The organism is Cellulosilyticum sp. (assembly GCF_982396655.1).
Genome location: NZ_CEVXFV010000005.1, coordinates 17,034 through 31,984, shown reverse-complemented (window position 1 = coordinate 31,984; position 14,951 = coordinate 17,034). Strand labels below are relative to the sequence as shown.

The 14,951-nt window shown below is 34.6% G+C and carries 13 protein-coding genes and 1 tRNA gene; 7 read left to right on the top strand and 7 right to left on the bottom strand.

The features are described 5' to 3' along the window. Positions 1 to 155: 155 nt before the first annotated feature. Complete coding sequence (locus AC1VAQ_RS03450) at positions 156 to 1,256, top strand: prephenate dehydrogenase (RefSeq protein WP_302597881.1); 1,101 nt, start codon at positions 156 to 158, stop codon at positions 1,254 to 1,256. 152 nt (positions 1,257 to 1,408) lie between these two features. Then, positions 1,409 to 2,683: a 3-phosphoshikimate 1-carboxyvinyltransferase gene (gene aroA / locus AC1VAQ_RS03445; RefSeq protein WP_302597879.1), complete on the top strand. Its 1,275-nt coding sequence runs from the start codon at positions 1,409 to 1,411 to the stop codon at positions 2,681 to 2,683. 436 nt (positions 2,684 to 3,119) lie between these two features. Here aroA and AC1VAQ_RS03440 read toward each other — a convergent pair whose 3' ends face one another. Next, complete coding sequence (locus AC1VAQ_RS03440) at positions 3,120 to 4,370, bottom strand: cation:proton antiporter (protein ID WP_479903460.1); 1,251 nt, start codon at positions 4,368 to 4,370, stop codon at positions 3,120 to 3,122. Between the two features lie 208 nt (positions 4,371 to 4,578). On the opposite strand from AC1VAQ_RS03440, the gene AC1VAQ_RS03435 reads away from it, so the two are divergent. The 3 genes from AC1VAQ_RS03435 (at position 4,579) to AC1VAQ_RS03425 (ending at position 7,963) form a co-directional block, all read left to right on the top strand. Further along, on the top strand, positions 4,579 to 5,640 hold the full coding sequence (locus AC1VAQ_RS03435; RefSeq protein ID WP_479903459.1) for a stalk domain-containing protein: 1,062 nt from the start codon (positions 4,579 to 4,581) through the stop codon (positions 5,638 to 5,640). Positions 5,641 to 5,760: 120 nt separating this feature from the next. Continuing rightward, positions 5,761 to 6,633 carry a superoxide dismutase gene (locus tag AC1VAQ_RS03430; protein ID WP_479903458.1) on the top strand — a complete coding sequence of 291 codons (873 nt, stop codon included), beginning with the start codon at positions 5,761 to 5,763 and terminating at the stop codon, positions 6,631 to 6,633. Between the two features lie 214 nt (positions 6,634 to 6,847). Then, positions 6,848 to 7,963: a DEAD/DEAH box helicase gene (locus AC1VAQ_RS03425; RefSeq protein WP_302597870.1), complete on the top strand. Its 1,116-nt coding sequence runs from the start codon at positions 6,848 to 6,850 to the stop codon at positions 7,961 to 7,963. Positions 7,964 to 8,048: 85 nt separating this feature from the next. On the opposite strand, the gene AC1VAQ_RS03420 is transcribed toward AC1VAQ_RS03425, so the two are convergent. The 3 genes from AC1VAQ_RS03420 to AC1VAQ_RS03410 all read right to left on the bottom strand — a co-directional run bounded on the left by AC1VAQ_RS03420 (position 8,049) and on the right by AC1VAQ_RS03410 (position 10,448). After that, positions 8,049 to 8,249, bottom strand: a complete 201-nt coding sequence (locus AC1VAQ_RS03420) for a cold-shock protein (RefSeq protein WP_302597868.1) — start codon at positions 8,247 to 8,249, stop codon at positions 8,049 to 8,051. A 1,264-nt stretch (positions 8,250 to 9,513) separates the two neighbouring features. Then, positions 9,514 to 9,684 (bottom strand): hypothetical protein, encoded by a 171-nt coding sequence (locus AC1VAQ_RS03415; RefSeq protein ID WP_479903457.1) that lies wholly within the window; start codon positions 9,682 to 9,684, stop codon positions 9,514 to 9,516. Between the two features lie 692 nt (positions 9,685 to 10,376). Beyond that, positions 10,377 to 10,448: transfer RNA gene (locus AC1VAQ_RS03410), tRNA-Glu, on the bottom strand. Between the two features lie 287 nt (positions 10,449 to 10,735). Here AC1VAQ_RS03410 and AC1VAQ_RS03405 point away from each other — a divergent pair. After that, on the top strand, positions 10,736 to 11,245 hold the full coding sequence (locus tag AC1VAQ_RS03405) for a hypothetical protein (RefSeq protein WP_303244106.1): 510 nt from the start codon (positions 10,736 to 10,738) through the stop codon (positions 11,243 to 11,245). An 82-nt stretch (positions 11,246 to 11,327) separates the two neighbouring features. Here the strand turns inward: AC1VAQ_RS03405 and AC1VAQ_RS03400 are convergent, their stop codons facing one another. Both AC1VAQ_RS03400 and AC1VAQ_RS03395 read right to left on the bottom strand, forming a co-directional pair. Next, positions 11,328 to 11,675, bottom strand: coding sequence for a single-stranded DNA-binding protein (locus tag AC1VAQ_RS03400; RefSeq protein ID WP_303244105.1), 348 nt, complete (start codon positions 11,673 to 11,675; stop codon positions 11,328 to 11,330). A 68-nt stretch (positions 11,676 to 11,743) separates the two neighbouring features. Beyond that, positions 11,744 to 12,631, bottom strand: coding sequence for a DnaJ domain-containing protein (locus tag AC1VAQ_RS03395; protein ID WP_303244104.1), 888 nt, complete (start codon positions 12,629 to 12,631; stop codon positions 11,744 to 11,746). A gap of 353 nt (positions 12,632 to 12,984) precedes the next feature. Between AC1VAQ_RS03395 and dapA the strand changes: the two genes are divergently transcribed. Beyond that, a complete protein-coding gene (gene dapA / locus AC1VAQ_RS03390; RefSeq protein WP_303244103.1) occupies positions 12,985 to 13,866 on the top strand; it encodes a 4-hydroxy-tetrahydrodipicolinate synthase in 882 nt (293 codons plus the stop codon). A 148-nt stretch (positions 13,867 to 14,014) separates the two neighbouring features. Here dapA and AC1VAQ_RS03385 read toward each other — a convergent pair whose 3' ends face one another. Next, positions 14,015 to 14,872, bottom strand: a complete 858-nt coding sequence (locus AC1VAQ_RS03385; protein WP_303244102.1) for a DUF368 domain-containing protein — start codon at positions 14,870 to 14,872, stop codon at positions 14,015 to 14,017. Between the last annotated feature and the right edge of the window lie 79 nt (positions 14,873 to 14,951).

Here is a 14,951-nt window from a genome sequence, read left to right as displayed (position 1 = left end):
AAACTATGAATACCTATATTTTATAAATGTGAAATCTATAGTCTATACAAAACTCCAAAAAAAATATATAATTATCTATAAAACATAAAATTTATACGTCATTTTCTATACATTTTATTTATGATAGGATTTTATTGACACGCAAGGAGGATTTCATGCATATCGGAATTATTGGCCTTGGTCTTATTGGGGGATCTATCGCAAAAGCATTTAAAAATGTTCATGTCCAAAATAGTTATATTACAGCTTATGATTTAAATTCAGCTGATCTTAAAACAGCTTATGAAGAAGGCATTATTGATAATATTGCTCAAAACTGTACTTCTGATTTTACAAGCTGTAGCGTCATTTTTATTTGTACACCTGTTTCAAAAACAGCTGAAATTGTTACAGGCCTTTTGCCTCATGTCCGTAATGACTGTATTCTAACAGATGTAGGAAGCACAAAGTATGAGATTGCTTCAAAAATTACTCAACTTATTGAAGAAAGTCAAAAACGTGTTTACTTCGTAGGTGGACATCCGATGACAGGTTCTGAACGCTTCGGTTATAGTGCTTCATCACCACAACTTTTTGAAAATGCCTACTATATGTTAACACCTATGGGGGATACACCTGATTTCATCCTCTTTATCTTACAAAAACTCATTGAGCGCATGGGGGCATTACCACTTGTTTTATCTGCAACCTATCATGACTATGCCACAGCCAACATTAGTCATTTACCACATATTGTAGCAAGTAGCCTCGTACATCTTATTCGTGATAATGATGGTACAAATCGCCATCTCCATGCTCTCGCTGCTGGAGGCTTCAAAGATTTAACACGCATCGCCTCTTCCAATCCTAATATTTGGACAGGTATTTGTTTATCAAACAAAGATCAGATTATGCGTGTTTTTGAAAGTTACCGCCATATCTTAGATCACTTTTTGGAGATACTTGAAAATAATGATGAAGATGGACTTTATACTTACTTTGATACAGCACGCATTTACCGCAATACCTTCAAAGAAGGTGCTACAAGTGAAATTGCTAAAACTTATGCTCTTCATGTAGATGCAAAAGATGAACCTGGTGCTATTGCAGCCATTGCTTCACTTCTTAGTGCGCATCAAATCAACATCAAGAATATCGGTATTATCAGTGACCGTGAATTTGATTCAGGTGTTCTTAAAATTGTAGTCGGTAGCAAATCTGACCTTTTACAAGCGACAGAAATTCTTTCTAAACATCGCTATAATATTTATTACTAAACGCTTTTATAGAGAAACCAACTAAAACCTTGAAATATACATGTAGGCAAATAAGTTTCTCTCAATGATTTCACATGACTAAAAATCATGAATAACTAAATTTTATAAATGTGAAATCTATATTACTAAATGATTTTATAAAGGAGGCTTTTATGCTTATTCAACCAATCACTAGCTTAAGAGGTACCATGGAAGTGCCTTCTGATAAATCTATTTCACACCGTGCTGTTATGTTCGGTAGTTTAGCACTCGGTACAACTCATATCACAAACTTCTTAATGGGTGCAGACTGTCTTTCAACGATTTCATGCTTCCGTAAATTAGGCATTGAAATTGAAATTAATGGTAGTGATGTTACTGTTCATGGTAAAGGCCTTCATGGACTTACAAAAAGCAACGACATCTTAGACTGCGGCAATAGTGGGACTACTGTACGCCTAATTTCTGGTATCTTATCAGGACAGGATTTTGAAACGACCCTTACAGGTGATGCTTCTATTCAAAAACGTCCTATGAAACGTGTCACACTACCACTTAGCCAAATGGGGGCTACTATTGAAGCTAAAGATGATAACTTCTGTCCACTTCATATCAAGCCACATGCGTTAAAGGGTATTACTTATGAATCACCAGTAGCCAGTGCACAAGTTAAATCAGCTATTTTGCTTGCCGGTCTATATGCCGACTCACCTACTACAGTCATTGAGCCATTTGTATCTCGCGACCATACAGAACGTATGCTCGAAGCACTTGGTGCAACCATTAAGCGTGACGGTACTAAAGTTACCATTATGCCTTGTGATGAACTACGTGCCATTCCTATTGTGGTGCCTGGTGATATTTCTTCTGCTGCATTCTTTATGGTAGCTGGTCTTATTACACCTGGCAGTGATATCGTTATTAAAAATGTAGGAATCAATCCTACAAGACGTGGCATCTTAGATGTCCTTTTAGAAATGGGCGGTGACATTACCCCATTTAATGAACAAATCGTAGGCGGCGAGCCAGTATGCGATCTTCGTGTACGTTATTCTAAACTTCACGGAACAACAGTTGGTGGTAGCATTATTCCTACACTCATTGATGAAATTCCAGCTCTTGCTGTGGCCGCTCTCTTTGCTGAAGGAACCACCGTTATTAAAGATGCTAAAGAACTCCGCGTCAAAGAATCTGACCGTATTGATACCCTTTACACAGAGCTTACAAAAATGGGCGCACATATGACAACCAAGGAAGATGGTTTTATTATTGAAGGTGGCTATCCACTTCAAGGGGCAACTTTAGAAAGTTACCACGATCACCGTATCGCTATGTCCCTTACAATTGCAGCAAGCCTTGCTTCTACGCCTTCTACCTTATTAAATCCAGATTGTGTAGCTATCTCATTCCCTAACTTCTTTGAATTACTTCAGGAATTAAGCCACTAATAGCGTTAGCCCTTACGACTCATCACAAATCTACAAACAAAGGGCTCATACATTTTTTATAAAATAGAAAAATTAAACTTTCCTACTTTATAAAAAATAAAAAAATAGGTATCATGCATTTCATGATACCTATTTCAGGCTGTAGACAATTAACTTTTCCATAGTATTTTACTAGTCTAGAAATAGAAAACAGAGGTAAAAATGGACCTAAACTGCTCTTTTTACCCCTATTTTAATAGATTTTCTTGAATAATCCTCACTTAATTTGTGAGTTTATTTTGGGAAAATTCATTTGTCAACAATCTGAAATAGGTATCATGCATTTCATGATACCTATTTTTTATCTTTATATTTTTTGTCTTCAAAAGTGACTTATTAATTATTTCTTTTTATCTTCTCATATTTATCTATTTTATATTTGATTGGCTACGCCATATTAATGACCTTCTGAGTTTGCTTCTAATACATTTAATTTTTTAGCCATCCATTTTGTTGTACTTGCTTGAAGTAAAAGTGTAATTAGGATTGTCATAAATACTACTGAAGAAATCATTTCATATCCTGGGACTTTCATTGAAACAACCATCCCTGATAAAGCTGCCGGAATTACACCTGTTTCTCTTACCCACATCATAAATAATTTTTCATTTTTGCTCCATGCCGCATTTTTATCTGGCAATGTACATACAAGTACTACCAGTGGCCTTGCAATAAGCATTAAGATTGCAACTATAATCAGTGCCTTCGGACCATAAGCAATAAGTGATTTAAGGTCTACATGTGTTCCTAATACAATGAAGATTGCCATTCTTGAAAGTGTTGCAATATTTTCTCTAAAATGAGTTGCTGATACGAAACTTTCTTCTGGTGCCCATAAGCCAAATTGTTTTTTATTACCTGAAATAAGGCCTGCAATAAAGACAGCCATATAACCACTACCATGAAGCTTATCTGTAATTTCATAGGCAAAAATTACTGCTAGTACAGATAAAATTGGACCAAACTCTCTAAAAATACCATAAGTTTTTTCACAAGATAGCATCTCGGTGCCAAATCCAATCACAATCCCTACGGCTGTACCTACACCAATCATCATTAAAAGTTCCATCATGCTTTTACTAAGTGTAAACTCATTTGAAACCACAATTGAAACTAAAGTTGTTACAAGAATCGCACCTACTGCATCATTAAAAGCTGATTCACTAATAACAGTTTGTTTAAGTTTTTTCACAATAGAAACCTGTCCAAACACTGGTATTAAACTAGCTGGGTCTGTTGATGCTATAATCGCACCTAATAATAAACTCACACTAAATGGTACACCAAATACTATGTATACGCCAAAGCCTACTACAAGCATAGAAATTACAACACCCAAAGTCGCCAGTAATCCTACCGACACCTTCACTTTGCTCAGTACTTTTAATTTGACCTCACGTCCACCTTCATACAAGATAAACGCTGAACCAAAACTAATAATTATCTCATTAGCTGTTGGAAATGTATCTACATTGACCATATTTAAAAACATAGGACCTACAATAATACCTAATAATAAATAAATCACCACATCAGGTATATTAATTTTTTCGCTTACCCATCCCCCTAAAATACCGATTACGCCAATTATTCCTAATAATAAAAGAAGTTCATTGGCATTGATTGCTGCTACATTTAATGATTCCATTTTATTTCTTCCCTCTCATTTAAATCTTGCGTCCAGACAAAAACTAGTTCAGGGCGTCACCCTATCATAACACCACCTATAATCTCAAAACAAGAGATTTGCCCGTTTAACTACTACTCATTATTTTTTTAATTCATGTTTAAATTGGCAATTTATTTACATTTTATGTGAGTTATGATATATTGTTAAATAAAAAAGGTGGTACTTTATGAAAAAACATTTACTCCTGTTCTTAGTCGTACTGGTACTCTTCATCACACCACTCTATGCAAATACGACCAAGACTATCTATCTTAACGATTTTCTTTACCAACCTATACATAAGGTTCTTTCAAAAGATGATACAACTTACATTAGCTTGGAGGACTTAAACCAACTAACGTATAGTTCTTATACACAGACTGACAACTCTTTAGTCATTGACTTCAATGGCACAACGATTAAAACTGACATCGACAGTCGCTTACTAAAGGTCGGCAATACAACTTTTACACTTTCATCACCTATTGCCCTTATTAATGATGTTATTTATATCCCTACACAATTTTTTACGGTCTTAAATTATACTTATGCTGAAAATGACGCTTCCCTAAGTTTTACATCACCCACGCCTTATTCAACTACAACGGATAGTTATAAGGGGCATACAAAAATCAGTGCAGGTGATACAAATCTAGCAGATTTAGTAAAAGATGCAAGCACAACACCTGAAGAAGGTGAAATACTTCTCAAGGATGCTATTAAAAATAATCGCTATCTGGTTTTACCTTTTAAGTCACCAAGTCCTCAGCTTTTAAATGCGCTTAGAACCAATCTTAAATCCAGTAAACCTATGGAGATTGTTGTCCGTAAGGCTGACTTTTTAAGCAAAACACCAAGTATAAGTACCCTAGAAACAGTACCTATCACCCCGCTCCTAGGTGGTGAAAAGCTCTCAATCAAAATAAATGCTACAACACTTACCTCTACTTTCTTTGAACTTGCTTTTAACCCAAGTGATGATACGAATCTAATCGATAGTGATAAAACTTTCGATGCCATTTTAACTAGGCTTATTTATTCTTATTACAGAGACTACTATCATTTAAAAGATGATGTTCATTTTTCACCTGTCTCTACTATAGAAATGAAACGCTCAGATGCAATGCACTTTAAGGTTTATCTTAATGAGGTTATGGATACTGTACCTAGTAGCTATGAAATGATTATCTCCAAGCAAATGCATGCAGACCGCATAAGTTACCTCGTAGATTTTGTTAAACTCTCATAAAAAATTAACACCTAAAAAGGAGAACTTGTATTTTTTTCCTTTTTAGGTGTTTTTTATTATCCAAATTTCATCCACATTAATATTATGATAGTGAATTAATTTTACGAAGAGGAATTCATTATGAATAATAATATATTAAACTTATTACTACTCTCAACAGCTTCTTTATCTTCTCTTGGTCATGCCTCCTTAGCCAAAAGTGCCTCTGCACTGCGTAATACAGATCCACCCGAGATGCAAGACACAGAAGTCGCCACACAGAATTCACAAAATCAACAAACCCAGCAAACAACTGCTAATATCCTCAATACCATGCCCATAAATGCGCCTGTTTTTAACGCAGAAGTTGATGCATTACTTCCTAATGATTTAAAAGCTCGTTTTGTACTGCCACCACTCCCCTTTGCTTATGATGCCCTTGAGCCTTATATTGATGCAGAAACAATGCGAATCCATCATGATCGCCATCATCAAACTTATGTCAATAACTTAAATGATGCCATCTCTAGATATCCAGAACTTTATGCTTATACCTTAGCTCAAATGCTTACTTATGCCGATATGCTCCCTAGTGATGTAAAAAGTGCCATTCTCAATAACGGTGGCGGCCATTATAATCATTCTTTTATATGGAATACACTTTCTCCTGAAGGTAATATGCTCCCTTCAGGCACTATTTCTACCGCTATTAATCGTGAATTTGGCTCTTATTCTAACTTTAAACGTGCATTTACTGCTGCTGCCCTTAGTGTCTTTGGGTCTGGTTATGCTTGGCTTGTTTTAACACCTGGCGGACGCCTTGAAATTATTACAACTCGTAATCAATATACACCGCTTCCACTTAATCTCATCCCACTTCTTGCAATCGATGTTTGGGAACATGCTTATTATCTAAAACAACAAAACAACCGTGATCGCTACATTGAAAACTGGTTCAACGTTATCAACTGGCCTTATGTCAACAGCATTTATGAAGCTGCTTTGCAATCATAGTAGCAACTTTACAAGCATAAATGACTGGCGTCCTAAGATGCTTGCTAGTAAAAGCCTTAGGAAGACATAGCTCTCTAGGCATATGTTATTTTCCGTAGGCTTTTTTTATAATCAAGGCCTCTCAAAATGATATATGCCTACTATTCATTAAGTCAGTTTTATGATATGATGAAAGTTATGAACTTAAAGCTTACGTTATGGAAGGTACAAACTTATGAATTTTAAATCACTTGGAATTAATGAAGATACAATTAAAATATTAAAACACTCCGGCATCACTACACCTACCCCTATACAGGAACAAGCCATTCCACTTATTAAAATGGGGAAAGATGTAATCGGACAAGCTCAAACTGGTACAGGTAAAACACTTGCCTTCTTACTGCCTCTTTTTGAGCAAATCAATGTAAAGGCACATCATGTACAAGTGCTTATTCTTTCACCAACAAGGGAACTTGCCCTTCAAATTACTACAGAGGCTGAAAAACTAGCGAAAGACCGTGGTATTAATGTCCTTGCTGTTTATGGTGGCAAAGATCCAAATAAACAAATTAAAAAGTTAAACAATGGTGCACATGTCGTCATTGCCACACCTGGTCGTCTTTTAGATTATATTGGGCGTAAAACCATCGATTTACATCAAACCAAAACTTTCGTATTAGACGAAGCGGACCAAATGCTTTTCATGGGCTTTAAAAATGAAGTAGAATCCATTATTTCACAGCTTCCTAAAAAACGCCAGACACTATGCTTCTCAGCCACCATGGAGGCTGCCGTGAAAAAGCTTGCTTATCGTTATACAAAAGACCCTGCTGTTGTAACTATCACAAAAAAAGAAGTCACACTTTCAGGTATCCGCCAAGAACTTGTAGAAACTACCGACCGCTGGAAACAAGCTTCTCTTTGTAAAGTCCTTGAAGAAGATAATCCTTTCTTAGCCATCATCTTCTGTCGTACAAAACGCCGTGTAGATACTTTATATGAAGCTTTAAAATCACGTCATTACAATGTGGCAAAACTTCATAGTGATATCCTTCAATCTAAACGCGAACGCATTATGAAATCCTTTAGAAATGCTGATATCCAATATCTCGTTGCAACAGACGTTGCCGCAAGAGGCTTAGATGTTACAGGGGTAACACATATTTACAATTACGATATTCCAGAAACACCAGAAACTTATATCCATCGTATCGGTCGTACTGGCCGTGCTGGTGAAGAAGGCTATACCTGTATGTTCGTAGATCCTAAAAATGAGGCAACCTTATCAGAGATTGAAAAAGCCATCAAGATGAAACTGCCTCGCAGACATGTTACAATTGAACGCTAAAACTCAAGAAATAACCTTTCTACTCTATCAAAAAAAGGCTCTTACATTAACAAGTAATGTAAGAGCCTTTTGAACTTAATAAAAATTAAGCTTTAGTTACGTTTGCAGCTTGGTCGCCACGGTTTCCTTGAACGATATCGAAAGTTACTTTTTGGCCTTCTTCAAGAGTTTTGAATCCGTCACCTTGAATAGCTGAGAAATGTACGAAAACGTCATCTCCATCTTCTCTAGCGATAAATCCAAATCCTTTTTCTGCGTTAAACCATTTAACTGTACCTTGATTCATAGTGGTACCTCCTTAAAAATAATTACACATATTTACAAGCCAAAAAATAAAATTCACATGTTGTCACAAACAAGATTCCCCTTTTCTATACCATCTGCTGCATTGTCGATAAGGGCAATATAGTTTCTGATAACATGTGAAATTTAGAAGTTGCTTTAAATACATTAATAATATTATATGATTAAACAGTCTTTTTGTCAAGTAACTTTCACCCTCTTTGGCTTGATTTTTTTATTTTATACTATAATTTTATGTATATTTTTCCCTTACATTAGTTTTCCATCTCTCACTTTTATTTAGCATATTGCACAACATAATTTTTGAATCTGTATTAAAAATATAACTTTATCTAGTTAATCCCCTATTTTCCCATCTCTTCTAATATAAATCTTAATTTTTAATCATTTACTTTTAATTTAATTCCAACTTCTCCTATAGATAAACTTTACTTTGTGTGATATTTATCATATAATATAAATCTACTTATGATAGAATATTTATATATTATAAAATTAAAAGGAGTTTCTTTATTATGTCATTTTACGCAAAATACCAAGTAGCGATTTTATACATAATTTCAATTTCAATATTAACTGGTGTTTCTTATATCTGCTTGCGTGTATAATGATATCTTTAATATTGATATCTTCAATTGATATCTTTAATATTGATATCTTCAATTGATATCTTTAATATTGATAGACTAAATGCCCTTAAGCTCATCTCCATGCTTAAGGGCATTTAGCATTTACTTCTATACTATTAGACTTTAAGTATGCTTCAAGTGCAGCATAAATAAACCAACTAGCCTTGCATTATCAACTCAAGTTCTGAGTTTGCACCACACTTTAAACTCCCGATTTCCTTCTGCTTTGCACCATTTAAAGATGTCTTCCCACAATTTCCGCCAAAAGCCTCCCAGTTCTTCTAGTGTCCATTGCGTTTCTTACTTTCTTAAATAGTGCAAAACCTCCAAAAATCAAACAAGCTGGGAGGCCAAATCTTAAGACTTCTACATGTTGAGGTACCTAAAGTCTTAAATATTTGATTTTAAAGTATAAGTAATAACTTTATTTACTCTGTGTAAGTCCTCCTAATCATGGCGGCTACGTCTATGCATCCTCTCCACCTCCACCGCATGCCAAAGCACTATTGGTTTATAGCTTATAAGTAAGCCTTCTGTATTGGCGTTTGAATTATTTGTGCTTACACTCCTATATATGTTCTAAAAGATAACGTTTCCCTAAAGTTTTTAATAAAAAATTCACCTTAAATTCAATAGGCTCTTAAGGAGTAACATAAGTTTTCCATTATAATGCCTTACAGGTATATCTTTTAAATCAACTTGCTTACCCTCTACTTCTACTTTTTCTTCATTTGGCATAATCTCTGACCATGTCTTCATAGGATAAGCTGTTAGGTCAATAAGCCCCATCTCTTCAGCTTTTGCATAGCTGGTGCCGCATAATGTGTATCCATAATAGGAGGTGCCACACCCCCTATACTTGTTAACTTTGCAATATCCGCCTTATCCTTGTTTGCTTACTGTCTACAAATTACTACTAGCCTACTAACATTATCCTCTGGCTCTTAATTATGTATTATAACCATTTTCAACCAGACTATTGGATTGTGTGCACCAAGCACTGCTTATTTTTAATCTCAACTAAATTATTACAATACTTTCTAATATTATCATCATGAGAAATTATAAAGATAATTAATAGTCCCCCAATAAGCACGTCAACTTTAAATGTAAAAACAACACATGCTTCTTATACTGTTTTAACACCATCTCTTCTTACTCTCTATACTTATTCAATTTATTACGCCTAACTACTTGAGCTAATATTGCTCTCATCCATTGCATATTTTTCTTACCCTCACTTAATCTTTCTCTTCTTCCCACAAAAATAGCCTTCTATGAATTTATTTTATCATAGAAAGCTGTATTAGGATTTTAATTTACAGCCTTTTATTCATACACTCTGTGCAATGCTTAAACGATATCTTCAGATAGCCTAATTTTTTCATTATTTTACTACACTTTTAGGTATTACACACTGAAACAAAAAAAGAGATAAGCACTGTATCTATTGATACTCGCTGCTTATCTCTTTTAACTAGTGACCCATACGGGAATCGAACCCATGATTTCACCGTGAGAGGGTGACGTCTTGACCGCTTGACCAATGGGCCATTTCTTCTATAGTATAACTTAATTACTTTTAATTTGCAACACTTTTATTTATTTTTAATTTTATATAATTAATTTTATTTAACTTTATTTTATTTTTATATTTATACTTTTTTGTTAATTTATATTTTAAATACCAAGGTTTTGTATTATACTAAAGCCAAGATTATTAGCTTGGCTTTAAGCTAACCTCTTTATGATGTTATTGACAGTATTTATGACTTGTATAGGGACTTAACAAAGTGTAATATGGCTTGATTTTAAATCTATATTATAAAAGGAGTTTCATATGAGTAGAGACAATATAACTGTGGGGATTATTTTTGTTGCTATTGGATTATTAGGTGTTTTAGGTCATTTCTTTAATTTTAGCTTTTTGCATCTGTGGAATCTTTGGCCATTAGCTGTGCTTATTCCTGGACTTTGTTTTGAAGTCGGTTACTTTACTTCAGGGCGTGCACCTGGGGTACTTGTTCCTGGTGGAATTTTAACAACGATTGGCCTGCTCTTCTTCTTTGAGGTATTTACTAATTGGCACTTTAGTGCCTATACTTGGCCAGTCTATATTTTGGCACCTGCTGTAGGACTTTTTCAACTTTATCTATTTAGCAAACCACGTAATTCAGGACTTTTAATTCCTGTTGGCATCTTAACCTTAGTGGCCGGGATAAGTTTTGCAAGTATGGTATTTGGCAACATCTGGAATCTCATCTTTAGTAACTCTCTTGTTTGGCCTATCTTACTTGTCATTATTGGACTTATCATCATATTCGCCAAATCAGGCACAAGTCAAAATTAAGAGCGTGACGCACACCAAAGAAGGATGTGTTACAAATTCATCAAAGATTTTGTAACACATCCTTCTTTATCTTAAAAATTACCTATTCTTTTGAAGCAGCGATTTCTTCTTGATCTGCTACTTCTTTCTTTGTATCTGCAAACTCAAAATGATCTAAAATAACTTTGAGTGTATTGCGTTTATTCCCTTCATGGTCAATATATTGAGAATCTGTTAAATGACCCTCTATACAAATTCTACTGCCTTTTTTCACATATTGTGAAAGGATTTCGGCTTGTTTATTGAAGGCCACTATATCTATGAAATTCGCATTAGCCTTTTCACTTCTTGTATGGACTGCAATCCTAAATTGTACATATTTTGTACCTGTGGCTGCTTCTTGCAATTCAATATCCTTTGTAACATTACCCATTAAATTAACTTGGTTCATAGCCTACCTCCTAAATGTTTTCTAGAGGATGCACATGTTTCTCTTTTTTTATACATTTAATAGTATATTTATTTAAGATTTTTTTCTAGGTACTCATAAGCTTCATTGATTTCACGTATTTTTTGGTTGGCAAATTCTACGTAGTCTTCTGGCATACCACTTGCTGCAAGTTTATCTGGGTGATATTCTTTAACAAGCTTACGGTAGGCTTTTTTTACCTCCGCAAGTGTCGTATCTTCACTTACACCAAGTACTGCTTTGTATTTCTTAATAAGACTTTCACTAGATGCTGCTGCCCCTCCACCATAATAATTATAGCTTTCTTGATAGCTGCGATTACCACCTGTTAAATGAAGTTTAATGCGTTCATATTCATATGGTGAAATGCCTAAAGCATATAAAATCTTCTTTGTTTCACTTTCTTTTTGACCATTATCTTCACCTTGTAAGCTAATTCCTACAAAGAGATAAGCTATCATATTAATGGTCCAGCCTGAACAATAGCCTCTAATCATTTCAGTAAAGATTGTATACTGCTCTGGGTGATTTTTCCCATAATCAAAGGCATCTGCATAATTATTAAGTTCAGCACCATTAATATTAAATCGGCCTACGATAAATTCTTTAATAAATCGAATTTCTTCTTTTGAAACACTTCCATTTGCTTTAGCAATCATTGCTGAAAGTGCCATAATAGAGGCAACGGCAGGATTCCTTCCTGCAAATGCTGCATTATTTCTAATTTCACCAGGGAACCTAGGATACTTTCTTCCTAAGAAGAAAATAATGAAAAATGTCCATGGAAAAACTAATGTAAGTAGACCCCATAAAAGGCCACTTCTCCCTTTTAAACTCGCTACTGCTCCTACTACAATGGCTAGTATAATTCTTACTATCCATAAAATCAGACTCATCCCAAATCCAAGGATGCCTCCAATCAAACTTACTATCGACATACTAGTCCTCCCTTTTGTACTTTTCTTCCAATTTCATGTGATTTATTTTAACACATACGTTTATTTCCTACAATGATTCTTTATATTCTTATGATTGATAGTAGCTTATCATTTTATTATGTGTTTTTTATGTCCTTTTTATAAATCTTTTATTGAAGTCCATACTTATTTTTTTCTAATTCTTTTCTTATTTTCACATAAACAGGTACCTCTTCCTTCTTTTTATAATACAATATACTATACCTACTTTATATAAAATATGGGATATATTAAGACTTTTCTTTTCGGCTTGTCTCTTCTTCATTTAATTCGTATAATAGTCTTATAAATCCCATAAACTTGGAGGAAGTTTTATGAAAAAAGCAATTTTCACTGGTTCTGGTGTTGCTATTATCACACCTTTTACACCAGAAGGCGCAGTTGATTTTAATAAATTTGAAGAGCTCGTAGAGTGGCATATTGCCGAAGGTACTGATGCAATCATTGTATGCGGTACAACTGGCGAGGCTGCTACATTACCTATGGAAGAGCATAAAGCACTTATTGAGTGCTGTGTCAAAAAAGTAAATGGCCGCATTCCAGTTATCGCTGGTGCCGGCAGTAATGATACAATGCACGCTATTGGTACAACAAAATTTGCACAGGAAGCTGGCGCAGATGCCGTTTTATCTGTTGTTCCTTACTATAATAAAACAACACAAAAAGGGCTCTACGCTCACTTTAAGGCGATTGCCGAAAGCACAAATTTACCAATTATTCTTTATAATGTTCCAGGTCGTACTGTCTTAGATATGGCACCTTCTACTGTTAAAGAACTTTCTCTCATTCCTAATATTGTCGGCATCAAAGAATGTAATTTTAATCATATTGGTGAAATTCGTAAGCTTTGTGGCGAAGACTTTGCAATTTATACAGGGGATGACCAAAATGTAGTTCCTGCACTTTCAATGGGAAGTCTAGGTGTCATCTCTGTTATGGCAAATATTATCCCTAAAGATACACACAATATGGTTATGGACTTCTTAAACGGTGAAGTTGCCAAAAGCCGTGAGGCACAAATCAAGGTGCTTGACCTTGTTCATGCCCTCTTCATTGAAGCAAGTCCAAGTCCTGTTAAAACAGCTATGAATATGTTGGGTATGGGGGCAGGATCTTGTCGTCTACCAATTGTAGCTATGGAACCTGAAAATGAAGCGATTCTCAAAAATGCACTAAAACAATATGGCTTATTATAAAAATGCAAACTTTCTGAGCCATTAAAAAAAGATGTTATCACCATTTCATAATGATTTGGTGATAACATCTTTTTTGTTTTCTCTATTTATTTTTATATCTAATCCCTTAAGCTTTAATTATTTATTTAATTATTTTCTCTATGTATTTTTAAGCTTTTACTAATTCTTTATTTCTTCTTACTTTAGCTTGGAATTTTTCTGAAGCAAAAAGTAATGAAATCGCAGCACCTATTATAAGTGTAATAATAGCTACAATGAATTGACCTGAGAATGCAAAGCCTGATTCCTTAAGTACTGGGAATATTGACCCTACCACTAAACCTAAAATGGCAAAGAAAGTAAGCTGCTCATTTTTCTTAAGGCAAATATCAATTAACTTGGCACCACCTAAAAGACCAATTAATACACCAATAGCTACACACATTAATACCGGAATATTAAATGTAGAAATAGCATTTAATACGCTTGTATAAACACCTAATACAACTAAAATAAGTGAACCACTTACACCCGGTAAGATCATACATGCCGCTGCAATAGCGCCGCATACAATAAGCTTAATAGCTGAGCCTAATGTAATTGTCGTAATAATTGCATTTGCTGTCTCTTCACCTTCACCAATTAAGCTCATGCCAAACATAATGGCAAATGTAATCACGAAAGGTATGAGCGCAACGCCATTAAATTTCTTCACTGTGGCACGCTTATAAATCATCGGTACACTTCCTATAATAAGCCCCATAAAGAAGAAATTAACTGGCATTGGATAGGCTTCTAATAAGAAACCAATTAACTTACTAAATAAAATAATACCAATACCTGCACCTATAGCAATAGGAATTAAAAACATCATATTCTTTTTAAACTGTTTTCTTAAGTTACTTACAGCCCCAATGAGCTCATCGTAAATATTAAGAACAACAGCCATTGTTCCCCCACTTACACCAGGGATGATATTAGCCACACCAATGATGGCACCATAAATCATATTCCATATAAACTCCATCTTATTTTCTCTCCTTTTATTCATCATCGTAAATATATTTAAATTTACAATTGGCCATGTACTTTTATACATAGTAATA

Coding starts and splice junctions, on each gene's coding strand:
- AC1VAQ_RS03450 (WP_302597881.1), top strand. CDS start 156: ATGCATATCGGAATTATTGGCCTTGGTCTTATTGGGGGATCTATCGCA.
- aroA (WP_302597879.1), top strand. CDS start 1,409: ATGCTTATTCAACCAATCACTAGCTTAAGAGGTACCATGGAAGTGCCT.
- AC1VAQ_RS03440 (WP_479903460.1), bottom strand. CDS start 4,370: ATGGAATCATTAAATGTAGCAGCAATCAATGCCAATGAACTTCTTTTA.
- AC1VAQ_RS03435 (WP_479903459.1), top strand. CDS start 4,579: ATGAAAAAACATTTACTCCTGTTCTTAGTCGTACTGGTACTCTTCATC.
- AC1VAQ_RS03430 (WP_479903458.1), top strand. CDS start 5,761: ATGAATAATAATATATTAAACTTATTACTACTCTCAACAGCTTCTTTA.
- AC1VAQ_RS03425 (WP_302597870.1), top strand. CDS start 6,848: ATGAATTTTAAATCACTTGGAATTAATGAAGATACAATTAAAATATTA.
- AC1VAQ_RS03420 (WP_302597868.1), bottom strand. CDS start 8,249: ATGAATCAAGGTACAGTTAAATGGTTTAACGCAGAAAAAGGATTTGGA.
- AC1VAQ_RS03415 (WP_479903457.1), bottom strand. CDS start 9,684: ATGGGGCTTATTGACCTAACAGCTTATCCTATGAAGACATGGTCAGAG.
- AC1VAQ_RS03405 (WP_303244106.1), top strand. CDS start 10,736: ATGAGTAGAGACAATATAACTGTGGGGATTATTTTTGTTGCTATTGGA.
- AC1VAQ_RS03400 (WP_303244105.1), bottom strand. CDS start 11,675: ATGAACCAAGTTAATTTAATGGGTAATGTTACAAAGGATATTGAATTG.
- AC1VAQ_RS03395 (WP_303244104.1), bottom strand. CDS start 12,631: ATGTCGATAGTAAGTTTGATTGGAGGCATCCTTGGATTTGGGATGAGT.
- dapA (WP_303244103.1), top strand. CDS start 12,985: ATGAAAAAAGCAATTTTCACTGGTTCTGGTGTTGCTATTATCACACCT.
- AC1VAQ_RS03385 (WP_303244102.1), bottom strand. CDS start 14,872: ATGGAGTTTATATGGAATATGATTTATGGTGCCATCATTGGTGTGGCT.